We start from the raw sequence: 22,969 nt of genomic DNA on the forward strand, positions 1-22,969 counted from the left end.
GTCGCACACGAAGCGCGACGCGCCGCACGGCATCACGCCAGCGCCGCGCGCTGCCGGCGCAGGAACGCCGGGATCGAGCTCACGACGTCCGGCTTGCCCTGGTTGCCCGCGATGTACGGGCTCCACGGCTGCGCGCGCACGGCCGTCTTCGTCTTCCACACGACGTTGAACTGTCCGTCGCCGCGGATCTCGCCGATCATCACCGGCTTGTGCAGGTGATGGTTGCCGTCCATCGAGAGCGTGAAGCCCGACGGGGCGGCCACCGTCTGGCCGATCATCGCGACGCGCACCTTGTCGACGTCGGTGCTCTTCGCTTTCTCGACGGCCTGCTTCCACATATGGATCCCGACGTAGGTGGCTTCCATCGGATCGTTGGTCACGCGCTTCGCGCCGCCCGGCAGGTTGTTCGCCTTCACCCACGCGGCGAACTGGTCCTTGAACTTCGTGTTGGTCGGATTCTTCACCGACATGAAGTAGTTCCACGCGGCGAGATGGCCGACGAGCGGCTTCGTATCGATCCCGCGCAGCTCCTCCTCGCCGACCGAGAACGCGACGACCGGCACGTCGGTCGCCTTGAGCCCCTGGTTGCCGAGCTCCTTGTAGAACGGCACATTCGAATCGCCGTTGATCGTCGAGATCACGGTCGTCTTGCCACCCTGCGCGAAGGTCTTGATGTTCGCGACGATGGTCTGGTAATCGCTGTGGCCGAACGGCGTGTAGACCTCCTGAATGTCGGCGTCCTTCACGCCCTTCGATTTCAGGAACGCGCGCAGGATCTTGTTGGTCGTGCGCGGATACACGTAGTCGGTGCCGAGCAGGAAGAAGCGCTTCGCGCCGCCGCCTTCCGCGCTCATCAGGTACTCGACTGCCGGAATCGCCTGCTGGTTCGGCGCGGCGCCCGTGTAGAACACGTTGCGCGACATTTCCTCGCCTTCATACTGCACCGGGTAGTAGAGCAGCCCGTTCAGTTCCTCGAACACCGGCAGCACCGACTTGCGCGACACCGACGTCCAGCAGCCGAACACGCAGGCGACCTTGTCCTGCGTGAGCAGCTGGCGCGCCTTCTCGGCGAACAGCGGCCAGTTCGACGCCGGGTCGACCACCACCGGTTCGAGCTTGCGGCCCATCACGCCGCCGCTCTTGTTGATGTCGGCGATCGTCATCAGCGCGGTATCCTTCAGCGACGTCTCCGAGATCGCCATCGTGCCCGACAGCGAATGCAGGATGCCGACCTTGATCGGGCCGGTGCCCGCATCGGCCGCGTGCGCGAACGGGCTCTTGCCCGCCAGCGCGAGCGCGCCGGCCATCGAACCGAACTTCAACAGACTGCGACGTTTCATCGGTATCCCCTTGTCGTGTTGGATGCGCGTGCGCCGTGGCGGCGCCGGCCATCGTGTAACGCAAGGCATGTGCCAGTCGCGCGGATGCACGCCCGGCGTGCCTGCGCGGGCCATCGGCGGGCATTGGCGCGGTGCGGATGACGCGCCGTGCAGCATGCGCGGTCCGTTGCGGTGCAGACGCACGGGCGCAAATGGTGCACGGCGGTGCCGCGGCGTCGAAACGCAGGGAAACCGGGGAGGAAAGCGAAACGGGCGCGCGGTGCGCGCCCGTTCGGCGGATCGGTGCGGCCGGCGGCGGCGTGCCGGGCGGCGCGGCGGCGCGCGATGCGCCGCCGGAAGGATCGATCAGTAGCGCGGCACGGACGGATCGACGTCGCGCGACCACGCGTCGATCCCGCCTTGCAGGTTGTACAGCTTCGTGAAGCCGCGCGATTCGAGGAACATCGCGACCTGCGCGCTGCGCATCCCGTGATGGCACACGCAGACGATTTCCGCTTCGTCGTCGAGTTCTTCGCTGCGCGCGGGAATCTGCTGCATCGGAATCGACACGCTGCCGGCGATCTGCGCGGTCGCGATTTCCCACGGCTCGCGCACGTCGAGCACGACCGGCGTGGGGCGCGCCGTGTCGCCGAGCCATTCCGCGAGCATCGCGGGCGTCAGGATCTGCATGGAGGCTCCGCCGCTTAGAACTTGAAGCGCGACGGCTCGATCGCGTTGACGAGGTGGTCGATGTACGTTTCGAACACGTCGGCGACGCGGTACTGCTTGTCGTCGATGCGCGTGATGATCTGCGCCTTCATCACCGGACGGCCGCCGACGAACGCCGACAGGCGGCCGCCGACCTTCAGCTGCTCGAGCATTTCCTGCGGCACGACCGGCAGGCCGCCCGCGACGCAGATCACGTCGTACGGCGCCTTGGCCGCCCAGCCGCGCGAGCCGTCGCCGAGCACGACTTCGGCGTTGGTCACGCCGTCGTTGCGCAGGTTGTCTGCCGCGAACTTCGCGATCGCCGGATCGATCTCGACGGCCGTCACGTGCTGCGCGCGATGCGCGAACAGCGCGGCCAGGTAGCCCGAGCCCGCGCCGATCACGAGCACGTTCTCGTGCTTCTTGACCGCCAGCTCCTGCAGCACGCGCGCTTCGACGCGCGGGAACAGCATCTTGCTCGCGCCGCCCGGCAGCGGGAGTTCGAGATCGGCGAACGCGAGATCGCGGTATTGGGCCGGCACGTAGTTTTCACGCTTGACGATCGACAGCAGGCCCAGGACATCCAGATCCAGCACGTCCCACGGACGGATCTGCTGTTCGATCATGTTGAAACGCGCGTTTTCGATATTCATGGTGTGGTCACGCAGCCTGGTCGGCCATCAGCGGGGGTAGAGAAACTTCGTGATTGTACCAAACGGCACGGCCGCGAAGCCTTCAGGCGGCCTGCAACAGACCTTTACCCTTTGCTCTTCTTGATCTGCGCCTCGAACGCGAGGTCGAGCTTGCTCGCCTTGCGCGGTTTTTTAGGGCCAAATTCGTCGACGAACTTGACGAACTCGTCGAGCGGCAGCGGCTCGCAGCGCTTCTCGGCGGTGCCGCCCGAGCGGTCGACGAGATAGAACAGGCCGCCCGCCATCGCGACGGCCGCGAATTGCGGGTTGCCGGAGCGGGTCTTCAGGCGTTCGACCGCGTGGGTCGCTTTGGTGGTGCGCATCTTGGAGGGCAGGCGAAGCGGATGTAAGCCTCACACTCTATCAAACCGGCCGGGCCGGCGCCCGCCCGTGGCCGGCGCGAAGCGCGCGCTAGACCGTGCGCGAGTAGCGCTGCCGCGGCGTCTGGCCGAGGTATGCGTCGAACGCCATCGCGATGTTGCGCACGACCATCCGGCCGGCCGGATGGATCGTCAGCCGGTCGCGCGCGATCGTCAGCAGCCCGTCGCGCTCGAACGGACGCAGCGCGTCCAGCTCGCGCGCGAAATGATCGGCGAAGCGGATGCCGTGCGCGGCCTCGACATGCGAGAACGGCAGTTCGAGGTTGCACATCAGTTGCGTGATCACGTCGCGGCGCAGCCGGTCGTCCGGCGTGAGCCGCACGCCGCGCGCGATCGGCAGCCGGCCCGCGTCGAGCGCGGCGCCGTATGCAGGCAGGTCCTTCGCGTTCTGCGCGTAGACGTCGCCGACCTTGCCGATCGACGACACGCCGAAGCCGATCAGGTCGGTATCCGCGCGCGTGCTGTAGCCCTGGAAATTGCGTTGCAGCGTGCCGTTGCGCTGCGCGCGCACGAGTTCGTCTGACGGCCGCGCGAAGTGGTCCATCCCGATGTACACGTAGCCGGCCGACGTCAGCATGTCGATTGCGAGGCCGAGCAGCGCGATGCGCGTTTCCGGCGGCGGCAGCGTCGCATCGTCGATCTGCCGTTGCATCTTGAACAGATGCGGCATGTGCGCGTAGCCGAACACCGACAGGCGATCGGGCGCGAGCTCGATGATCGTCTCCAGCGTGCGTGCGAACACGGCGATCGTCTGGTGCGGCAGCCCGTAGATCAGGTCGACGCTGACCGAATGGAAGCCCGTCGCCCGTGCGGCTGCGAGCAGGTCCGCCGTCATCGCGCGCGGCTGGATGCGGTTGATCGCCTGCTGCACGAGCGGGTCGAAATCCTGCACGCCGAGGCTCAGCCGGTTGAAGCCGATCGTGCGCAGGTGCACGAGCGTCGCCGGCGTGACCGTGCGCGGATCGATCTCGATCGAGAACTCGGCGTCGGTGTCCGGCGCGAGCGCGAAATGCTCGCGCGTGGCCGCCATCAGCTCGGCCGTTTCGTCGTCGGACAGGAAGGTCGGCGTGCCGCCGCCCCAGTGCAGTTGCGTGACGGGGCGGGACGGATCGAACAGCGCGGCCTGCAGCGCCATTTCGCGCTTGAGCTGGTCGAGATACGGGCGCGCGCGGCGGCGGTTGTTGGTCGCGATCTTGTTGCAGCCGCAGTAGAAGCACGCGGTGTTGCAGAACGGGATGTGGAAGTACAGCGACAGGTCGCTCGACGACGCGCCGGGGTCGCGGGCCGCGCGGACGTAGTCGGCCGGATCGAAATCGTCGCGGAACTGCAGCGCGGTCGGGTACGACGTATAGCGCGGCCCGTTCACGCCGTATTTCGTGAGCAAATCGGGACGGAACATCGGGTCGGCAGAACCAGAACGCATGGCGGTCTCGCGCTTTTTTTAGATGCTTTCGAGTATATGAACCCGCGGTCGGGCTGCATTGTGTAATAACGTCGCAGCGGCGATGGCACAATGCGGGGTGGGGCTGCCGGACGCCGCGTCCGGTTGCCGCACCGTTTTTCGTGTTCGTCGAGAGAGCCGAGTGTCCGTCGAAATGCCTGTCCGCCCGGCGCCCGCCGAAGCCCCGCCGCCGCATGCGTGCCGCGAGGGCTGCGGCGCGTGCTGCATCGCGCCGTCGATTTCCAGCCCGATTCCGGGCATGCCCGACGGCAAGCCGGCGGGCGTGCGCTGCGTGCAGCTTGGCGACGACCTGCGCTGCATGATCTTCGGCCGGCCCGAGCGCCCCGCGTGCTGTTCCGGGCTGCAGCCGTCCGCCGACATGTGCGGCGCGGCGCGCGACGACGCGCTCGCGTGGCTCACGCGCCTCGAGGCCGCGACGCGGCCGGCGCATCCAGGAGAGAAATCAGCATGACCGCCCCTCGCGCGCCCGGCCGGCGCCGTTTTCTCGCTGCCGCCATCGGCGCCGTCGGCGTGTGCGTATCGCTTGCCGCGTGCGCGTCGACGTTCCCGTTCATTCCCGACCACTACACGTTCTCGCGCGGCGACGTGCAGAAGGCCGTCGCGCGGAAGTTTCCGTACCAGAAGACGGTCGCCCAGGTCGTCGACGTGTCGCTCGCGAATCCGGCCGTCAACCTGCTGCCCGACCAGAACCGCGTCGCCGTGCAGCTCGACGCGAACTTCGTGAGCCCGTTCCTGCGCGGGCCCGTCAGCGGCAAGTTCACCGTGTCGGGCCAGCTCGCGTACGACGCGCCGAGCCGCTCGGTCGTGCTGAAGGCGCCGGCCGTCGACAGCCTCGCGCTCGACGGCGACGCGCAGATGTACGCGCAGCAGGTCGGCGCGGCCGCCGGCCTGCTCGCGACGCAGCTGCTGACCAACTATCCGATCTACACGTTCAAGCCGGAACAACTGCAATTTGCCGGGGTGAACTACGAACCCGGTACAATTACGATCCTTACAAACGGCATACGCGTGGCGATCGTCGAAAAGTGACGACGGGGCGCGCGCGGCCGGGCGGGCCGCGCGCGCAAGAGTGGCCTTTTCTTTCGACCATTTCGGAGTTGGGCCACGGATGGACTGGATCCTGATCTGCAAGGCATTGATCCTCGGCGTCGTCGAGGGGCTGACGGAATTCCTGCCGGTGTCGAGCACCGGTCACCTGATCGTCGCGGGCAGCTTCCTCAATTTCAACGATTCGCACGCGAAGACGTTCGACGTCGTGATCCAGTTCGGCGCGATCCTCGCGGTCTGCTGGGAATACCGCCAGCGGATCGTGTCCGTCGTGTCCGGGCTGCCGAGCCGGCCCGACGCGCAGCGCTTCGTGCTGAACGTCGTGATCGCGACGATTCCCGCGATCGCGCTCGGCCTCCTGTTCGAGAAGAAGATCAAGGCCGTGCTGTTCTCGCCGGTGCCCGTCGCGTTCGCGCTCGTCGTGGGCGGCGCGATCATCCTGTGGGCCGAGGCGCGGCAGCGCGAACGCGGCGAGCCTCCGCGCGTGATGTCGGTCGACGCGCTGACGCCGCTCGACGCGCTCAAGGTCGGACTCGCGCAGTGCTTCGCGCTGGTGCCCGGCATGTCGCGCTCGGGCTCGACGATCATCGGCGGGATGCTGTTCGGCCTCGACCGACGCGTGGCCACCGAATTCTCGTTCTTCCTCGCGATTCCGATCATCTTCGGCGCGACGCTCTACGAAACCGTGAAGGACTGGCAGGCGTTCACCGTCGATTCGCTCGGCCTGTTCGCGCTCGGGCTCGTGTCGGCGTTCGTCAGCGCGTTCGTGTGCGTGCGCTGGCTGCTGCGCTACGTCGCGACGCACGATTTCACGGTGTTCGCGTGGTACCGGATCGCGTTCGGGCTGTTCGTGTTGCTGGTGGGTTACAGCGGCTGGCTGAACTGGGCGTGAGGCTGGCGAGCGGTCGATGCGCCGCTCCATGAAAAATCCCGACCGGCGCGAGACGCCGGTCGGGATTTTTCATTCTGCGCGGGGTGGGGACGCTCAGCTTGCGCGCTTGCGGAACACCAGGTCCCACACGCCGTGGCCGAGCCGCAGCCCGCGCCGTTCGAACTTCGTCACCGGGCGGTAGCCGGGGCGCGGCGCGTAATCGGCGGCCGTGTTTTCGAGCGTCGGTTCCGCGCCGAGCACGTCCAGCATCTGCTCCGCGTAGTTCTGCCAGTCGGTCGCGCAGTGCAGGTACGCGCCGGGCTTCAGGCGCGATGCGAGATGCGCGACGAGCGGCGGCTGGATCAGCCGGCGCTTGTGGTGACGCGCCTTGTGCCACGGGTCGGGGAAGAAGATGTGCACGCCATCGAGGCTTTCCGGCGCGATCATGTGCTCGAGCACCTCGACCGCGTCGTGCTGGATGATGCGGATGTTCGTCAGATCCTGCTCGCCGATCAGCTTCAGCAGCGCGCCGACGCCCGGCTCGTGTACCTCGACGCCGAGGAAATCGTCACCCGGGCGATGCGCGGCGATTTCCGCGGTCGATGCGCCCATCCCGAAGCCGATCTCGAGAATGCGCGGCGCGCTGCGGCCGAAGATCGCGTTCCAGTCGGGCAGTTCCGGCGCATACGGGACGACGAAGCGCGGGCCGAATTCGTCGAGCGCGCGGCGCTGGCCGGTCGACACGCGGCCGGCACGCGTCACGAAGCTGCGGATGCGGCGGCGGTGCAGCGTGTTGACTTCGGCGGCGCCTGCGCCGGCTTGGTCGGCTTCGTCGGGAATGGCGTCGTCGTGCGGCGGCAGGCCGGCTTCGTTCGGATCGTCGTGCATCATCGGTACAGAGAAAGGCTCGGTTCGGGCGAGGGCCCCGAGGGCCCGTTACGCAGCAATGCTGCCGGGCGATTCGGCGCATGGTACAAAAAAGCCGCCTTCGACGAGGCGGCTCATGCGCAGGCTGTCGTGCAGCCGGAAAGTGGAGCGGGCGATGGGAATCGAACCCACGTCATCAGCTTGGGAAGCTGAGGTAATGGCCATTATACGACGCCCGCAGAACTGGCGATTCTACAGGGGTTTGGGTGGGGATGGCAAGCGGGGCGTCTTGGCCGCCGGTATCGAAACGGGTGCGGCCCGGCCGGCCCGCCAGCCCATGTCGAAAATGGACGAGTCGGCGTCGGAAGCATACAAGCCCGGGTAAAGCTTTCGAACTAACGTGACAGGTCTCTCATACGATCATCAGTCTGGAGCCGACATGTCCGATTTCATCACCGTTCTGCGCAAAACCTGCCCGACGCCTGTCCTCGACGCGACCAAATGGAAGCGCATTGGCGGCGATCCGCACACCGTGAACCTCAACGCGTACGTCTCGAAGGACGGCAGCAAGATCATGGGCACCTGGATCTGCACGCCGGGCAAGTTCGAGGTGAATTATGAAAAATGGGAGTACTGCCACTTTCTCGATGGCTACTGCATCATCACGCCGGAAGGTGAGGAGCCGGTGCATCTGAAGGCCGGCGACGTGTTCGTGATCGAACCCGGCATGAAAGGCACGTGGGAAGTGGTGGAGACGGTCCGCAAGTACTTCGTCTTCGCCTGAGCGGGGCGGTCGATTCGACCCGACCCATGCATACCGTCATCGCCCCGCGTCTTCGCGGTTCACGAAGCCGGAAGGGGCGAGCGAAGATTCCGGCTCAATAAAAGTCACCCGGTTCGGAAGCAGCGCGCCGAGGATGGGCGCGTGCTCGGCGCGCTCCGCTATCCGATCGCCCCCCATGACGAATTCGACGCGCGGTTGTTCTGCGACGACGCGATGACGCTCGCTACCGGTCCTGCACGCTGTCACGCAAACCCCTAAGATGCAGCGATCCGCCCACCGTTTCCGCTGCAGCGCCTGAACCTTCCGCCTGCGCCGGACACCCCTCCGGAGCCCCGACCATGCGCATCACCGCGATCCACGAACGTGCGATTCCCGTGTCCCGCTATGCCGATCCCGCGATTCCGTCCGGCGGCCTGACGACGAGCGTCGTCGCGGTCGTTACCGACATCGTGCGCGGCGGCCGCCCGGTGACGGGCTACGGCTACGCGTCGATCGGCCGCTTCGCGCAGGGTGGCCTCATCCGCGAACGGTTCGCGCCGCGTCTGCTCGCCGCCGCCGACGCACTCGCCGACGAAGCCGGCACCAACCTCGACCCGTTCCGCGCGTGGCGCGCGATGATGGCCGGCGAGAAGCCGGGCGGGCACGGCGAACGCTGCGTCGCGGTCGGCACGCTCGACATGGCGATCTGGGACGCCGCCGCGAAGATCGCCGACCTGCCGTTGCACGGCTTTCTCGCCGATCGTCTCGAACGCACGCCGCAGTCGCGCGTGCGCGTGTACGCGGGCGGCGGCTACCGCTATCCGCATGACGATCTCGCGCGCCTGTCGGACGAGATGCGCCGGATCGTCGATCTCGGCTACACGCACGCGAAGATCAAGATCGGCGGCGCGGATCTCGAGCAGGACCGGCGCCGCATCGAAACCGCGGCCGCTCAGCTCGCGAGCCCTGCGCATCTCGCAGTCGACGCGATGAACACGTACGACGCGACGACCGCCCACGAGGCGGCCAACATGCTCGCGCCGTTCGGCCTCTGGTGGTTCGAGGACATCTGCGATCCGCTCGACCTGCCGCTCCAGGCAGACGTGGCCACGCGATACGCGCCGCCGATCGCGGCAGGCGAAGCGCTGTTCTCGCTCGCGGAAGCGAAGCTGCTCGACCGTTACGGCGGCTTGCGCAACGACCGCGACGTACTGGTGTTCGATCCCGTGCACGGCTACGGGCTGCCGGGCTATCTGCAGATCGTCGATCACTTCGTATCGCGCGGCTGGCGGCGCGACGCGTTCTGGCCGCACGGCGGCCATCTGTTCTCGTTGCACGTCGTCGCGGCGCTCGGGCTCGGCGGTGCGGAAGTCAGCCCGTTCGCATTCCATCCGTTCAGCGGACTCGCCGATGGCGAAATCGTCGATGCGGGATACGCGCGCGTGCCGCAAGCGCCGGGCATCGGATTCGAGCTGCATGCCCACGCGCACGACGTATTCCGCGCGGTATCGGGATCGGTGTCGATAGCGGGCCGCTGACGCCTACAGCGCGTCGATCGCGCACCGCGGCATTCCCGCGCTAATCCGGCTGTTGTCCGAGCGCGCCGGTGTGTCGCCGCCGTCCAGGCGTCAGGACGTCTAGGCGCCCAGGCAGCGTCGCAACGTAAAGGCAATGGCGCCGCGCTACACGCCGCCGAGCACGTGCAAGCCGACGAGCAACAGTGCACCCACCGCGATCAACAGCAGCGCATGAACGCGCGTGTACATCACGCACAGCGTCGACATAATCGCGATCGCGCGTGCGGCCCACCCGCCGTCGAGCGCCTGCAGCAGCACGCACACCGACGCGAGGATCATGCCGGCCGCAACCGGACGCAGGCCGGCTTCGAGCGCGATCTGCCAGCGCGCGCCCCGGTGCCGCCGCCATAGATGCGCGACGCCGTAGATCAGGAACGCGGTCGGGCCGAACAGCGCGAGCGTCGCGATCACCGCGCCCCAGAAGCCGGCCACCTGCCAGCCGATCAGCGTAGCCAGCAGCGAGCCGGGGCCAGGCGCCATCCGTGCGATCGCGAAGTCGTTGACGAATTGTGTGGCGCTCATCCAGTGATGCACGTCGACAACCTGCCGCTGGATATCCGCGATGACCGCCTGCCCGCCGCCGATCGTTGCAATCGATAGCGGCGCGAACACGCCGAACAGTGCTGCGTACCGCGCAGATGCGTTCATCGTGCGTCGCTCCCGACCGGCGCGGCGGCCGCGCGACGGTATTCGAGCGCGACGCTCAGCGTGCCGCCGATCAGCACGGTCCACACGAGCGGCCAGTGCAGTACCGCAACCGACACAAAGGTGAGCGTCATGATCGCGAACGGCAGCACGCGGCGCGGCAGCCGGCGCACCGCGGTGACGGCCATCGAGATCGACAGCCCGATCGCCGCGGCCGCCGCCCCGGCGAGCGCGACATGCGTGAGCGGAAAGCGCGTAAGCGTCGAGAACGCGACGCCGAACAGCACGATCAGCACGGCCGGCGGCGCGATGATGCCGGTGAAGCCGGCCACCGCGCCGCGCCATCCGGCGAGCCGGTAGCCGATCCAGATCGCGAGGTTCTTCACGTTGACGCCCGGCAACGCCTGCGACAGCGCGAGACCGTTGAGGAACGCCTCTTCGTCGAGCCAGCGTCGCTCGTGCACGAAGTCGCGCATCATTCGGCCGCTGAGCCCGCCGCCGAAACTGGTCAGGCCGATCTGCGCGAACGCGACGAACAGCGCGAGGACGCCCGGCGACGGTGCGTCGCCTGCGGGCGGTGCCGAGGGAGTCGGGGCGGAGGGCGAGGGCATCGGGCGGGCGGACACGTGGCGATCGGGCGATCGCCCATGTTAGCAAGCGGTGCCTGTCAGCACGCTGACATCGACTCGGGCGCCTGCGCGACGACACTTTGCAACCGAGCTGACAAGCGCGAATACCAATGCATCGCACGCTACGCGCGCACCACCGTCACGCCCGCCGCCTCGATCGGCTTCGTCAGCGCGGCGTCGGTTTCCTTCTCGACGACGACCGTCTGCGCCAGCGAGATGTCGCCGATCACGAACTGCGATGCCGCACGCAGCTTCGATTGCGACGCGAGCACGACCGTCTCGGCCGCGCGTTCGCTCAGCGCGCGCTTGATCGCCGCTTCCTCGAAATCGCCGGTGCTCAGGCCGGCGACCGGATGCACGCCCGTGACGCCCATGAAATACAGGTCCGCATGAATGCGCGCGATGCCTTCCATCGCCGCCGCGCCGACCGCGACGATCGAGTGCTTGTAGAGCCGCCCGCCGATCAGGATCACGTCGATCGACGGATGCGCGGCCAGCGCGACCGCGACGCTCGGGCTGTGCGTGACGATCGTCGCGCGCAGGTCGGCCGGCAACTGGCTGACGAGCAGCGCGGAGGTCGTACCGCCATCGACGATCGCCACCTGTCCGGGCGCGATCATCTGCGCGGCTCGCCGCGCGATGCGCCGCTTCTCCGTGGTGTCGAGCGCCTCGCGCTGCGCGAACGGCGCGACGGCCGGCGACGCCGGCAGCGCACCGCCATGCACGCGCTGCAACAGCCCTTCGGCCGCGAGCTCGCGCAGGTCGCGGCGCACCGTGTCTTCGGACACGCCGAATTGCACGCTCAGCTCGGCGGCCAGTACCTGGCCGTCGCGCGCGAGCGCATCGAGGATCGCCTTCTTGCGTTGCGTCGTCAGCATCGTGTTTGCACGAAAATTCTTGAAATTGCACGAATCTGCACGTTACCATGAGCGCCGTCCTTTGTCGAACCGGAGGCTGCAATGGCTGGAATGGCTGCAACGCGGGAGCGGGTGCGCATCGTCGATACGACGGTGCTGTCCGACGACTGGTATGTGCTGCGCAAGGTGACGTTCGATTTCCTGCGCCGCGACGGAACGTGGCAGCGCCTGAGCCGCGAGACCTACGATCGCGGCAACGGCGCGACGATCCTGCTGCGTCATGCCGAGACGGGCGACGTGCTGCTGACGCGCCAGTTCCGGATGCCGGCGTTCGTGAGCGGACACGACGGCATGCTGCTCGAGGCGGCCGCCGGGCTGCTCGACGACGACACGCCCGAGGCGCGCATCCGCGCGGAGGCCGAGGAGGAGACCGGCTATCGCGTGCGCGGCGTGCGCAAGGTGTTCGAGGCGTTCATGAGCCCGGGTTCCGTGACGGAGAAGCTGCATTTCTTCGTCGGCGAATACGATGCGTCGCTGCGCACCGGCGCGGGCGGCGGCGTCGCGGAAGAGGGCGAGGATCTGGAGGTCGTCGAGATGCCGCTGCAGGCGGCGCTGGACGCGATCGAGCGCGGCGAGATCGTCGACGCGAAGACGATCATGCTGCTGCAGTACGTCGCGCTGCGGGAAACCGTCGGCGCACGCGCCGCATGACGCCGCGGCTCGTGCTGATCGCCGGCCCGTATCGCAGCGGCACGGACGGCGACCCGGCGCGCATCGCCGCGAACCTGCACCGGCTGGAAGCAGCGGCGCTCGCCGTGTATCGCCGCGGGCACGTGCCGATGATCGGCGAATGGGTGTCGTTGCCGCTCGCGGCCGCGGCCGGCTCGACGCAGGTGGGCGACGCGATCGGCGAGGCGTTCCTGTATCCGGCCGCGCACCGGCTGCTGCGGCGTTGCGATGCGGTACTGCGCATCGATGGCGCGTCGCGCGGGGCGGATGCGGACGTCGCGCTCGCGCGGCAACTCGGCAAGCCGGTCTATTTCGCGGTCGACGAGATGCCGGTTGCGCAGGATGAATCGGCTCACTGAGCAAGCGTAGGCGCCGGGTCGCGGCATCGCCGGTGCGGCGCTTGCGGACGGCGCGCATTCGCATCGCCGGCTGCCGCACGCGCGCAGCGCCACGTCGTTGCGTCGCCGATGCGGCGCGACACCCGAACCGGCGTATGATCGCGACGCCACCCGCGCAACGTTCGACGCCACCGTTTTTCCATCATGCCGCTTTCCGATCCCGCTGATCCCGCCGACTCCGCCGCCGCGCCGCTTCCCGCCGATCTCGTCGCGTCCGCCGTCGCCGCACTCGCGCGCGCCGACGCATTGCTCGTCACGGCCGGCGCGGGCATCGGCGTCGATTCCGGGCTGCCCGATTTTCGCGGTACGGACGGTTTCTGGCGCGCGTATCCGGCGCTGCGCCACGAGCGTTTCGAATTCCACGAGATCGCGTCGCCGCACGCGTTTCGTGCGCGTGCGGCGCTCGCATGGGGCTTCTACGGGCATCGTCTCGCGCTTTACCGCGCGACGCCGCCGCATGCGGGCTTCGCGATCCTGCGCCGCTGGATCGATGCGATGCCGAACGGCGGCTTCGTGCTGACGAGCAACGTCGACGGCCAGTTCCAGAAGGCCGGCTTCGATCCGGCGCGCATCGTCGAGATCCACGGTTCGATTCATGCGATGCAGTGCCTGCGCCCGTGCACGGACGACACGTGGGACGCGGCGACATTCGTGCCGGCGGTCGACGAAGCGACGTGCCGCCTCGTTGGCGACATGCCGCGCTGCCCGCACTGCGGCGGTCTCGCGCGACCGAACATCCTGATGTTCGGCGACACCGGCTGGCTCGGTGCGCGCTACGACGCGCAGGAGCGCGCGCTCGAAGACTGGATCGCGCGGGCCGGGCGCGTCGCCGTGGTCGAGATCGGCGCGGGCACCGCGATTCCGACCGTGCGTCTGCTGAGCGAACGGCTCGGCGCCGACGTGATCCGCATCAACACGCGCGACGCGCATGCGCGCCGGGCGGACGTGATCGGGCTGAAGGGCGGTGCGCGGGCGACGTTGAATGCGCTCGACCGCGCGTGGCGCGGCGGCTGAGCCACGCGCCACGAGGCGACCGGCCGGGGCCCGGGTTTACGGCCGCGCGACGAGCGCTTGCACGAGCGCCGGCGCGATCGGCGAACCGAGGCCCGTCACGTAGTCGTAGCCGCCCGCCGCGCTGCAGACGCTGCCGCAATTGCCGTTGGACCCGGTCGTCACGTCGTGGAAGTCGCTGCCGTACGCGGTTTTGCCGACCGCATAGAGCGTGTCGTAGGCGCCGCTCAACGATGTCTTGCCGGCCGCCGTGCGCAGCGAATTCGCGATCGCGACGAGCGCCGCCCATTGCGGCGCACCCGCGCTCGTGCCGCCCACCTGGAACCAGCCGGCCTGCCCCTGATAGGTGACCGAGTCGTACACCGCGAAACCGCTGGACGGATTCGCGTCGTAACTGACGTCGGGCACGCCGCGCTTGCCGGCCACCGGAATCGGCCAGGCGGTCTGGCCGGCCGGCTCGGCCTCGACGCTGCTCACGCCGCCGCCGCTGCCGCTCCACGCCGCCTCGCCGATGTAATTGCCGGCCGTATCCGACGACAGCGTCGTGCCGCCGACGGACACCACGTAAGGCGACGCGGCCGGGTATTCGGTGCCGGTGCCGCTGTCGCCGGACGACGCCACGAACGTGACGCCCGGGACGTTGAAGTGGCTGTCGAAGCCGGTCTCGCTGCTGAATTCGTTGCCGCCGAAACTCATCGACACGACCGACGCGCCGCGCTTGACCGCGACGTCCACCGCGGCCATCAGGTCGTTGAAGCTGGCCGATGCCGCCTCGACGAGCACGATCTTCGCCTTCGGCGCGATCGCATGCACCCATTCGACGTCGAGCGAGATCTCGAGTGACCAGCCTGCATTGGGCTTGGGCCGGGCACCGCGGGCGTACACCTTGGTGAAACAGCCGTTCGACGACGTGCAGGGCGGCAGCGAGAACGCATTGCTGAACACGCCGAGATCGGCTTCGATCTTCGGGTCGTCGTACGCGTCGACGATCGCGACGATCATCCCGTCGCCCTGGTTCGCGATCGTGTCGAATCCGTATGCATGTCGCGTGAGCGCCGGCGTGAGGCCGGCGATCGTGGCGGTGCTCGCGCGCGGTTTCGTGTGGAACGGCGGGCGTGCGAATCCTTTCGGTGCGCGGTTGCCTTCGACGTAGGACGGCGGCCCGTTGCCGTCGGCGAGCGCGACGCCCGACGCGAGCAGCGACGCGCACAGCGCCGGGATCAACATGGATGACAGGCGGATATTGTTCATTTTTCGAGTCTCCATGTCGATGGAGTGGAGTGGCGAAACAATTCTACGAAATCGACGACGATAACTACATCGAATATCGGCTGAATACGGGAATGTCTGATAAGGGAAAGTACGTGGAGCCTTGATGGGGCAAGCGTTTGCAGGGTTAACCTGCGCGCGGTCGAGCTGCTTTATCGGTTTTGAAAAAGCTGATGAATAATCGGTGAATTCAAAATTGGTTCGTCATGTCGGATGTAATCGTTCGGTAAATATCCACGGCCGCGCGCGGGGGAAATCGTGAAACGCGTCATGCGATCGCGATACGATCCGCCGCCTGCGTGCGCGGCCCGTCGGCATTGCCGGCGCGGCGCGATTCCGCATACAGTTCAGCGTAGCCGCGTGCGCGGCGTCGTCCGTGAGGGGTGCCCTTGTTCTATTCGATCGTCGCGATCTTCGTCGGCGCCGGGCTCGGCGCGTTGCTGCGCTGGTTCCTGAGCCTCGCGCTCAACGCGTTCTTTCCCGCGGTGCCGCTCGGCACGCTCGCGTCGAACCTGCTCGGCGGCTACGTGATCGGCGTGGCCGCCGTCGTGTTCACCGTTCGCGTCGGGTTGCCGCCCGAGTGGCGGCTGTTCGTGATCACGGGCTTTCTCGGCGGCCTCACGACGTTCTCGACCTATTCGGTCGAAGTGATGACGCACGCGCTCGACGGCGAATTCGGATGGGCGTTGGCGGTGGCTGTCCTACACTTGACTGGATCGTTCGCGCTGACGGCGCTCGGCATGTGGACCGCGCGCGCGTGGCTCGCGGCGGCCTGAACGGGCTGCCATCGGAGGGAGCGATGGACAGGGTCTTGTTGCGCTTCTACGTGCACGAGCAGCATCGGTTGCACTGGAAGCCGCTGTGGGAATGGCTGTTGGACGAGGCGAACCGGATGGGCGTCGCGGGCGGTTCCGCGTTTCGCGCGATGGCCGGTTTCGGCCAGCATCGCGTGCTGCACGAGGATCGTTTTTTCGAACTGCAGGGTTCGCTTGCGATCGAGGTCGAATTCATCGTCACCGAGGACGAGGCGCAGCGGCTGCTCGAGCGGTTGTCGCACGAGAAAGTGCGCGTGTGCTACGCGATGATGCCCGTGCAGTTCGGCGTGATCGACACGCTCGGCGCACCGCCGGCGCAGGGGCCGGCGGCGTAGGCGTCGCGCCGGATCAGATGCCGAACATCGTCAGCGACACGGCGGCGCGTGTGACGACCATCAGCAGCACCTGCACGATCACGAACAGCAGGATCGGCGACAGGTCGATGCCGCCGAGGTTCGGAATCACGCGGCGCAGCGGGTTCAGGAACGGCGCGGTGAGCTGGTAGAGGATCGGCATCGCCGGCGAGCGCGGGTTGAGCCACGACAGCAGCGCCATCAGGATCGTCATCCAGATCACGAGGTTGAGCGCCCATTTCACGACGGTGAGCAGCGCGACCACGACGAGCGTCGCGATCACGGCGGCCGGATCGAAGCCGGCCATCACGACCATCAGCACGACATAGACGAGCGCGGTGAGCAGCGCGGCGACGACGCTGGCCCAGTCGATGCCGCGTACGCCCGCGATCACGCGGCGCAGCGGCAGCACGAGCCAGTTGGTCGCCTGCAGCACGGCTTGCGTGACGGGGTTGTACGGCGGCACGCGGACGGCCTGCATCCAGACGCGCAGAATCAGCGCGGCGCCGAATAGCGTGAAGACGGTATTGAGCAGAAAACGGGCGATCTCGCCGAACATCGTTGGCATCCTTTTTATACAGTCAGTAGCGTGCGGCCGCCAACGCCGGTTGGCGGCGCATCGGCCGACACCTTATCACGCCTCGTCTCGCGACGGGGAGGGGGGCGTGGTCGCGCGCGCGAGGGACTTTTCAACGGCTTCGGCCAGCGCCGGCAGCGACGCTGGCGGCGCCGCGCGCTTTGCCGCGAGCGCGACCGCGCGGCGCGTCAGCAGCGCGTACAGCATCGCGTGATCGCCGCCGCGCGCTTCGAGCAGCGCGAGCTGGCGCTCGACGATGGCCGTGTCGCCGCGCGATACCGGCCCGGCCAGCGCATTCGCGAGCCCCTTGTCGCGCGCGGTTTCGATCGTGCCGGCGAGCATCGGCAGCAGCGCGCGCAGCGCGGCGTCCTCGTCGAAACCGAGGCCGCGCCACAGCTCGACCGCTTCCGACAGCCCGCACAGCGCGAAGCTCGCCGCGTAGTGGGCGGCTGCGTGATACAGCATCCGGCCGCCGGCCGGAATCGACAGCGGATGACAGCCGAGTGCGGCGGCAAGTCGCAGCAGCGTCGCGTGCAGCGCACCGTCCGCTTCGATCGTGACCGAGCAGCCGTCGATGCGCGCGAGGTCGGCGTCGCTGCCGCCGAACAGATAGAGCGGATGGAAGCCGCCGGTGGCCGCGCCTTGTTGCTTTGCCGGATCGAGCAGCGCGACCGGCGATGCGCCGCTGCAATGGACGACCGCCTGGCCGGCGGCGCGCGATGCGTCGAAGCGCAGCGCCGCGGCGCTCGACGCGAGATGATCGTCGGGCGTCGTCACGAAGATCAGGTCGGCGGCGTCGACCACCTGCTGCGGGGTGGCGACCGCGCGGCAGCCGTCGATGCGCGCGGCGAGGCCGGCGGCCGACGCGGGTGTGCGGCTCGCGATCGCGACGACGGGGAAGCCGGCCTGCGCGAAACGCTGCGCGACACAGCGCGCGAGGCGGCCGGCGCCGATGAAGCCGAGGCGGGGTGTGTCGGGAAGCGGCATGGCGGCGGATGTAAGCAAAAACGAAGCAGCCGCCAGTATCGCAGGAATGACGGCCGTTTCGCGGAAGACCGGCCGCGGGGCTGCCGCGTGTATGAATTACCGGTACGCAGAGAGGTCGATGGGCGGCCGCCCGGCATCGCGGCCGAATCAGGATCGTGGAATCCGACCCCTAAACACTGCGCCGCCACATCCGGTGTGGAATGTCGGCATGTTGTGTCGAATTTGTAATCGTTCATTACGTATGCGTACCCGCTGTGCGCGCTGGATCCGGTAAGACTGACCGGTCGGCGTGCCGGGGGCCGACTCCTCGGACGGAATCGCGCGACCCGCAAGGCGCGCGGCCGACGCCCGGCACCGCGCCGGACGGCCGCTGCGGCCGCGTGCAATTGCAATTTGCAACAAATGCACGATACGCGCGGCGCGGGTTTTCGCTACATTGCTTGCATGCGACGTGCATGCCCGCCGTTGCCGACAGGAGCGCCTAAAATACCGCTCCAGCAGGAGAATCGAAGTGAAAAAGCTCATTCCGTTCATCGCCGCCGCCGCGCTGGGCCTGGGTGCCGCAAGCGCCGCGCAGGCTCACGTGTCGATCGGGGTCGGCATCGGCATCCCGGTCGCACCCGCTTACCCCGTCTACGCACCGCCGCCGCCCGTGTACTACGCGCCGCCGCCTCCGCCCGTCTATTACGCGCCGGCGCCGGCCTACTATGCGCCGCCGCCCGCGGTGGTCGTCGGCGGCTACTACGGTCGCCCGTACTGGCGCCATGGTTACGGCGGCTGGGGCCATCACGGCTACTGGCGTCGCTGATTCGTCTCCGCGCGGCCTGACCGCGCGCGGCAAAACGGCGCAACGTCCCGCGAGGGGCGCTGCGCCGTTTTTCATTGGGGCTGTGACATATGATGGCGCCGTCGCCGTCGCCGGCGCGGCAGCGATTACACCGCGTGCACGATCAGGTCGCGGTAGCCGCCGACGATCACGCTGTACGAGAAGTACGCGAACAGCAGCGCCGACGCGACGTGACACGCCCGCATCAGCCCGGCGCCCGCGCGCTTGCGGCCCTGGCTCGCGAGCGTGCACATGAAGAGCGTCCACGCGAGGCCGCCGAGGAAAAAGCCCGACAGGAACACCGACGCGGTGGCCGGCGTGGTCGCACCGGCTTTCGCGATCAGCGCACCGCCGACCGCCGCGAACCACAGGATCGCGCTCGGCGACGACATCGCGAGCAGCATCCCGCGCAGAAAGCTGCGCCGCGCGCTCGCCCGCGGTTGAGGTGCGTCGTCCGCGTCGTCGGTCGACTTCGCGGGCGTCAGTGCTTCGCGCGCCATCTTCCACGTCAGGAACAGCAGCACCGCGCCGCCGCCGATCCACACGATCCAGCGCACGGGTTCGAACTGCAGCAGCACGGCCATCCCCGCGAGCGCGAGCGCCGCGTAGACGAGATCGCCGACGCACGACCCGACGCCGAGCCAGAAGCCCGGCCGGAAGCCATGCGACAGCGTGAGCGACAGCATCGCGACGTTCACGAGGCCGATGTCGAGACACAACGACAGCGACAGAAAGAATCCGTCGGACAGCATGGAGGCGGGTGGAAAGCTCATCTTCTGGGTGCCTGCGGCGATTGCGATGTGCGGGCCGGCGCGCGCCGGCCGTGTGGCGTCAGAGGCCGATCTCCTGCCACAGCCGGTCGACGCGCGCCTTCACGGCCGCGTCCATCTCGATCGGGCGGCCCCATTCGCGGCTCGTTTCGCCCGGCCACTTGTTGGTTGCGTCGAGCCCCATCTTCGAGCCGAGTCCGGCCACCGGCGACGCGAAGTCGAGATAGTCGATCGGCGTGCTGTCGACCATCACCGTGTCGCGCACGGGGTCGACACGTGTCGTGATCGCCCAGATCACTTCCTTCCAGTCGCGGATGTTCACGTCCTCGTCGACGACCACGATGAACTTCGTATACATGAACTGCCGCAGGAAGCTCCACACGCCGAACATCACGCGCTTCGCATGGCCCGCGTAGCTCTTCTTCATCTGGACGATGGCCATCCGGTAGCTGCAGCCTTCGGGCGGCAGGTAGAAGTCGGTGATTTCCGTGAACTGCTTCTGCAGCAGCGGCACGAACACCTCGTTGAGCGCGACGCCGAGCACCGCGGGCTCGTCGGGCGGCTTGCCCGTGTAGGTCGAGTGGTAGATCGCGTCGCGGCGCATCGTGATGCGCTCGACGGTGAACACCGGAAACCACTCCTGCTCGTTGTAATAGCCGGTATGGTCGCCGTACGGCCCTTCGAGCGCGTGCTCGTATGCGGCCGCCGCATGGCCGGCCGGGCGTGGCGGCGCGCCGGCCGGAGCGGGGCCGGGAGCGCCTTCCTGCGGATGAATGAAGCCTTCGAGCACGATCTCCGCGCGCGCCGGCACCTGCAGCGTGTCGACGCCGGGCGTCAGGCACTTCGCGAGTTCCGTGCGGCTGCCGCGCAGCAGGCCGGCGAACTGATACTCGGACAGCGAATCGGGCACCGGCGTCACCGCGCCGAGCGTCGTCGCCGGATCGGCGCCGAGCACGACCGCGACCGGATACGGCTTGCCCGGGTTCTGCAGCGCGAACTCGCGGAAGTCGAGCGCGCCGCCGCGATGGGCGAGCCAGCGCATGATCAGCTTGTTGCGGCCGATCAGCTGCTGACGGTAGATGCCGAGATTCTGGCGCGACTTGTTCGGCCCGCGCGTGACCGTCAGGCCCCACGTGACGAGCGGCCCCGCATCGCCAGGCCAGCAGGTCTGGATCGGCAGCTTGTCCAGATCGACGTCGGCGCCTTCCCAGACGATCTCCTGGCACGGCGGCGACGACACTGACTTCGGCGCCATGTCCCACACCGCCTTCGCGAGCGACAGCAGCTTGCCGGCGTCCTTCAGGCTCTTCGGCGGATCGGGTTCCTTCAGCGCGGACAGCAGGCGTCCGAGATCGCGCAGCGAGCCGAGCGCGGCATCGTCGCCCGCATCGACGCCCATCCCGAGCGCGACGCGGCGCGGCGTGCCGAACAGGTTGCCGAGCACCGGAAACGCGTTGCCGGGCGGCGCGTTGAACAGCAGCGCGGGGCCGCCGGCGCGCAGCACGCGGTCGCACAGCTCGGTCATTTCGAGCACGGGCGACACGGGCTGCGTGACGCGCCGCAGCTCGCCGAGCGCCTCAAGGCGCTGAATGAAATCGCGTAAGTCTTTGTATTTCATGAAGAAGGTCCGAGCTACCCGCAGGGACGGGCAGCGATGGGCGGGCGCAGCGGCCGGCTGCGACCCCGAATCGACCGATGATTTTACCCGCGCAGCCGCCCGGCCGCCCGGCGCAGAAAAAAGTCGACCGCGCGCAAACCCCCTACGGCACGGGGATTGCGTTCTGAAGAGGGGTTTTAAATTACTTTTTGTTATAGTTTTTAAGTTTTATAGTGTTGACGATCTATAAAACCCTGCTAAAATCCGCTCACATTGGTTGCAGGGTAAAAGGCTTCGAGCCGCCAATCACCGATCTTTGACGCAGCGCGTCACCGTCCGCCGAATCCTGCACGGCGTCTTCGACGGCTTATGTCGTAGTCCCAGCCAGCGCCACCAGACGCTGGTTTTTTGCGTGGGTGCCACCGCGTATGCCCGCCTCGCCCAGTGTGCGAAGGCGCCGGCCTTCTTACACCGTGGCCTCGAACGGTACTTATACCGTTTCCCCGATGCTCGCGCGTCCCAACCAAGGCGTGCGGCGTCGTGATTCCGCGGCGCGTTTTCTGTCTCGCCATCGAGCTGAGCGAGCCGCACGAGTCATGTTCATGGGAGATGATCTGAATGAACGCTTGGTTATCGTGGCGTCCCACTGAGCAGCATGCGCAAATCGTGCGCAACTTGCTGCGTCGCGGGACGCGTGTCAGTCACCATCTATTCAGCGTTGTCGGCTGTTTCGCTGTCGCGGTTGCGCTTGCACTGTGGCTGCTGCCAACCGTCCGCGGCACGCTCGCCGCGAAGCTGATGCCGGTCGTGTCCGCGGCCGTGCAGGCCGGTCCGGCCCGTCTGCTGTCCGGCCATCCGCTGCCGAACTTCGCGCCTGCCGGCGCGCAGCCGCAGCAGGAAGACACACCGGAAGCGGATGCGCTTGCGGTCGGCCTCGATGTCGCACCGGAAACCGCCGCACCGGGCGCTCAAGGCGCCCAGGGCGATGCGTCCGACGCGGCCCGCAACGGCCCGTCGCCCGTCGCACTGGCCAAGCTGATTCCGATTCAGCGCGTGGCGGCCGATGCCCGCGACGATCGCGCACTCGCGTCGAACCGCGAACAGGCGCTCGTCGCCACCTATCTGTCGCGCCGTTACCGCGTCGCGCAGGAGCCGCTCGGCCAGCTCGTCAAGGCCGCGTTCCAGACCGGGCGTGACGTCGGCCTCGATCCGTTGCTGCTGCTGTCCGTGATGGCGATCGAATCGGGCTTCAACCCGTACGCCGAAAGCGGCGTCGGCGCGAAGGGGCTGATGCAGGTAATGTCGAAGGTTCACTCCGACAAGTTCGAGTATTTCGGCGGCACCGACACCGCGCTGCAACCGCTCGCGAACCTGCAGGTCGGCGCCCTGGTGCTGAAGGACTGCATCGCGCGCGGCGGCTCGCTGGCGAGCGGCCTGCGCCTTTACAACGGCTCGACGAACCCTGACGACAACGGCTACGGCTCGAAGGTGATGGCCGAGCGCGGTCGCCTGCGCGACGTCGCGCGCGGCCGCAGCGTGCCGATCAACGCGCCGCAGACGCCCGCGCAGCCCGCGAAGCCGATCGTCACCGCCGCTGCCGTGACGGCCGCGGCAGGCGGCGCGAAGCGCGTGCATGCGACGCTCGACGGCACGACGTCGATCAAGGCGGCGCCGAAGGAAGCGGCGTCGCAGGACGACGCCAGCGTCGATACCGCGAAGCAGTCGCACGGCGATCACTCGGAGCTCGGCGCGTAACGCGTCACGCGCTCCGCGCGGCTCCGGCCGGCAGGACATGCAAAAGGCACCCGAATCGGGTGCCT

Annotated in this window: 26 protein-coding genes and 1 tRNA gene; 12 read left to right on the plus strand and 15 right to left on the minus strand. The window is 67.9% G+C overall.

Translation table 11 applies throughout. The features are described from left to right. Nucleotides 1-32 precede the first annotated feature (32 nt). From urtA to hemN, 5 genes are all read right to left on the minus strand, one after another. Nucleotides 33-1,340: an urea ABC transporter substrate-binding protein gene (urtA, locus tag CFB81_RS04185; protein ID WP_069621162.1), complete on the minus strand. Its 1,308-nt coding sequence runs from the start codon at nucleotides 1,338-1,340 to the stop codon at nucleotides 33-35. Between the two features lie 345 nt (nucleotides 1,341-1,685). After that, complete coding sequence (locus CFB81_RS04190) at nucleotides 1,686-2,009, minus strand: rhodanese-like domain-containing protein (protein WP_089434661.1); 324 nt, start codon at nucleotides 2,007-2,009, stop codon at nucleotides 1,686-1,688. A 14-nt stretch (nucleotides 2,010-2,023) separates the two neighbouring features. Continuing rightward, nucleotides 2,024-2,680 (minus strand): protein-L-isoaspartate O-methyltransferase, encoded by a 657-nt coding sequence (locus CFB81_RS04195; protein ID WP_069621160.1) that lies wholly within the window; start codon nucleotides 2,678-2,680, stop codon nucleotides 2,024-2,026. A gap of 104 nt (nucleotides 2,681-2,784) precedes the next feature. After that, nucleotides 2,785-3,042 carry a hypothetical protein gene (locus CFB81_RS04200; protein ID WP_006488573.1) on the minus strand — a complete coding sequence of 86 codons (258 nt, stop codon included), beginning with the start codon at nucleotides 3,040-3,042 and terminating at the stop codon, nucleotides 2,785-2,787. An 88-nt stretch (nucleotides 3,043-3,130) separates the two neighbouring features. Then, nucleotides 3,131-4,522 (minus strand): oxygen-independent coproporphyrinogen III oxidase, encoded by a 1,392-nt coding sequence (hemN, locus tag CFB81_RS04205; protein WP_069621159.1) that lies wholly within the window; start codon nucleotides 4,520-4,522, stop codon nucleotides 3,131-3,133. Nucleotides 4,523-4,694: 172 nt separating this feature from the next. Here hemN and CFB81_RS04210 point away from each other — a divergent pair, with 172 nt between their 5' ends. From CFB81_RS04210 to CFB81_RS04220, 3 genes are all read left to right on the plus strand, one after another. Continuing rightward, complete coding sequence (locus CFB81_RS04210; protein ID WP_089435324.1) at nucleotides 4,695-5,012, plus strand: YkgJ family cysteine cluster protein; 318 nt, start codon at nucleotides 4,695-4,697, stop codon at nucleotides 5,010-5,012. Then, a complete protein-coding gene (locus CFB81_RS04215) occupies nucleotides 5,009-5,590 on the plus strand; it encodes a DUF1439 domain-containing protein (RefSeq protein WP_089434662.1) in 582 nt (193 codons plus the stop codon). The genes CFB81_RS04210 and CFB81_RS04215 overlap by 4 nt, the downstream gene beginning before the upstream one ends. A 79-nt stretch (nucleotides 5,591-5,669) precedes the next feature. Next, entirely contained in the window at nucleotides 5,670-6,500 is an 831-nt protein-coding gene (locus CFB81_RS04220; RefSeq protein ID WP_089434663.1) for an undecaprenyl-diphosphate phosphatase, read from the plus strand. Nucleotides 6,501-6,593: 93 nt separating this feature from the next. Here CFB81_RS04220 and trmB read toward each other — a convergent pair whose 3' ends face one another. Both trmB and CFB81_RS04230 read right to left on the minus strand, forming a co-directional pair. Continuing rightward, nucleotides 6,594-7,370: a tRNA (guanosine(46)-N7)-methyltransferase TrmB gene (gene trmB, locus CFB81_RS04225; protein ID WP_089434664.1), complete on the minus strand. Its 777-nt coding sequence runs from the start codon at nucleotides 7,368-7,370 to the stop codon at nucleotides 6,594-6,596. Between the two features lie 140 nt (nucleotides 7,371-7,510). Continuing rightward, nucleotides 7,511-7,585 (minus strand) — tRNA-Gly (locus CFB81_RS04230). Nucleotides 7,586-7,785: 200 nt separating this feature from the next. Here CFB81_RS04230 and CFB81_RS04235 point away from each other — a divergent pair. Both CFB81_RS04235 and CFB81_RS04240 read left to right on the plus strand, forming a co-directional pair. Next, nucleotides 7,786-8,130, plus strand: a complete 345-nt coding sequence (locus tag CFB81_RS04235; RefSeq protein WP_027783759.1) for a cupin domain-containing protein — start codon at nucleotides 7,786-7,788, stop codon at nucleotides 8,128-8,130. 338 nt (nucleotides 8,131-8,468) lie between these two features. Next, the gene (locus CFB81_RS04240; RefSeq protein WP_089434665.1) at nucleotides 8,469-9,647 is read left to right on the plus strand and encodes an enolase C-terminal domain-like protein; all 1,179 of its coding nucleotides are present in this window, start codon (nucleotides 8,469-8,471) and stop codon (nucleotides 9,645-9,647) included. A 144-nt stretch (nucleotides 9,648-9,791) separates the two neighbouring features. On the opposite strand, the gene CFB81_RS04245 is transcribed toward CFB81_RS04240, so the two are convergent. From CFB81_RS04245 to CFB81_RS04255, 3 genes are all read right to left on the minus strand, one after another. Continuing rightward, nucleotides 9,792-10,334, minus strand: coding sequence for a chromate transporter (locus CFB81_RS04245; protein WP_089434666.1), 543 nt, complete (start codon nucleotides 10,332-10,334; stop codon nucleotides 9,792-9,794). Beyond that, nucleotides 10,331-10,942 carry a chromate transporter gene (locus CFB81_RS04250; protein WP_069621153.1) on the minus strand — a complete coding sequence of 204 codons (612 nt, stop codon included), beginning with the start codon at nucleotides 10,940-10,942 and terminating at the stop codon, nucleotides 10,331-10,333. The genes CFB81_RS04245 and CFB81_RS04250 overlap by 4 nt, the downstream gene beginning before the upstream one ends. 140 nt (nucleotides 10,943-11,082) lie before the next feature. Continuing rightward, nucleotides 11,083-11,838 (minus strand): DeoR/GlpR family DNA-binding transcription regulator, encoded by a 756-nt coding sequence (locus CFB81_RS04255; protein WP_089434667.1) that lies wholly within the window; start codon nucleotides 11,836-11,838, stop codon nucleotides 11,083-11,085. 90 nt (nucleotides 11,839-11,928) lie between these two features. Between CFB81_RS04255 and CFB81_RS04260 the strand changes: the two genes are divergently transcribed. The 3 genes from CFB81_RS04260 (at nucleotide 11,929) to CFB81_RS04270 (ending at nucleotide 13,958) form a co-directional block, all read left to right on the plus strand. Beyond that, nucleotides 11,929-12,528: an NUDIX domain-containing protein gene (locus CFB81_RS04260; protein ID WP_089434668.1), complete on the plus strand. Its 600-nt coding sequence runs from the start codon at nucleotides 11,929-11,931 to the stop codon at nucleotides 12,526-12,528. Beyond that, nucleotides 12,525-12,905 carry a DUF4406 domain-containing protein gene (locus CFB81_RS04265; RefSeq protein ID WP_069621151.1) on the plus strand — a complete coding sequence of 127 codons (381 nt, stop codon included), beginning with the start codon at nucleotides 12,525-12,527 and terminating at the stop codon, nucleotides 12,903-12,905. The genes CFB81_RS04260 and CFB81_RS04265 overlap by 4 nt, the downstream gene beginning before the upstream one ends. Nucleotides 12,906-13,088: 183 nt before the next feature. After that, entirely contained in the window at nucleotides 13,089-13,958 is an 870-nt protein-coding gene (locus tag CFB81_RS04270) for a Sir2 family NAD-dependent protein deacetylase (protein WP_089434669.1), read from the plus strand. Nucleotides 13,959-13,994: 36 nt separating this feature from the next. On the opposite strand, the gene CFB81_RS04275 is transcribed toward CFB81_RS04270, so the two are convergent. Beyond that, a complete protein-coding gene (locus CFB81_RS04275; RefSeq protein ID WP_069621149.1) occupies nucleotides 13,995-15,206 on the minus strand; it encodes a S53 family peptidase in 1,212 nt (403 codons plus the stop codon). 407 nt (nucleotides 15,207-15,613) lie between these two features. On the opposite strand from CFB81_RS04275, the gene crcB reads away from it, so the two are divergent. Together crcB and CFB81_RS04285 are read left to right on the plus strand one after the other, a co-directional pair. Further along, entirely contained in the window at nucleotides 15,614-16,000 is a 387-nt protein-coding gene (crcB, locus tag CFB81_RS04280; RefSeq protein ID WP_069621148.1) for a fluoride efflux transporter CrcB, read from the plus strand. Between the two features lie 23 nt (nucleotides 16,001-16,023). Further along, the gene (locus CFB81_RS04285; RefSeq protein WP_069621222.1) at nucleotides 16,024-16,374 is read left to right on the plus strand and encodes a DUF190 domain-containing protein; all 351 of its coding nucleotides are present in this window, start codon (nucleotides 16,024-16,026) and stop codon (nucleotides 16,372-16,374) included. A gap of 13 nt (nucleotides 16,375-16,387) precedes the next feature. Here the strand turns inward: CFB81_RS04285 and CFB81_RS04290 are convergent, their stop codons facing one another. Together CFB81_RS04290 and CFB81_RS04295 are read right to left on the minus strand one after the other, a co-directional pair. Beyond that, nucleotides 16,388-16,951, minus strand: coding sequence for a YggT family protein (locus tag CFB81_RS04290; RefSeq protein ID WP_069621147.1), 564 nt, complete (start codon nucleotides 16,949-16,951; stop codon nucleotides 16,388-16,390). Between the two features lie 75 nt (nucleotides 16,952-17,026). Continuing rightward, the gene (locus tag CFB81_RS04295; RefSeq protein WP_089434670.1) at nucleotides 17,027-17,956 is read right to left on the minus strand and encodes a Rossmann-like and DUF2520 domain-containing protein; all 930 of its coding nucleotides are present in this window, start codon (nucleotides 17,954-17,956) and stop codon (nucleotides 17,027-17,029) included. 511 nt (nucleotides 17,957-18,467) lie between these two features. Here CFB81_RS04295 and CFB81_RS04305 point away from each other — a divergent pair. Further along, the gene (locus CFB81_RS04305) at nucleotides 18,468-18,764 is read left to right on the plus strand and encodes a hypothetical protein (protein WP_006488565.1); all 297 of its coding nucleotides are present in this window, start codon (nucleotides 18,468-18,470) and stop codon (nucleotides 18,762-18,764) included. 125 nt (nucleotides 18,765-18,889) lie between these two features. On the opposite strand, the gene CFB81_RS04310 is transcribed toward CFB81_RS04305, so the two are convergent. After that, a complete protein-coding gene (locus CFB81_RS04310; RefSeq protein ID WP_089434672.1) occupies nucleotides 18,890-19,555 on the minus strand; it encodes a LysE family translocator in 666 nt (221 codons plus the stop codon). A 58-nt stretch (nucleotides 19,556-19,613) separates the two neighbouring features. Then, a complete protein-coding gene (locus CFB81_RS04315; RefSeq protein ID WP_069621144.1) occupies nucleotides 19,614-21,170 on the minus strand; it encodes a UbiD family decarboxylase in 1,557 nt (518 codons plus the stop codon). A 597-nt stretch (nucleotides 21,171-21,767) separates the two neighbouring features. On the opposite strand from CFB81_RS04315, the gene CFB81_RS04320 reads away from it, so the two are divergent. Next, nucleotides 21,768-22,904: a lytic transglycosylase domain-containing protein gene (locus tag CFB81_RS04320; RefSeq protein ID WP_089434673.1), complete on the plus strand. Its 1,137-nt coding sequence runs from the start codon at nucleotides 21,768-21,770 to the stop codon at nucleotides 22,902-22,904. Nucleotides 22,905-22,969 lie beyond the last annotated feature (65 nt).

Origin of the sequence: Burkholderia sp. AU28863 (assembly GCF_002223195.1) — a bacterium.
Lineage (GTDB): Bacteria > Pseudomonadota > Gammaproteobacteria > Burkholderiales > Burkholderiaceae > Burkholderia > Burkholderia sola.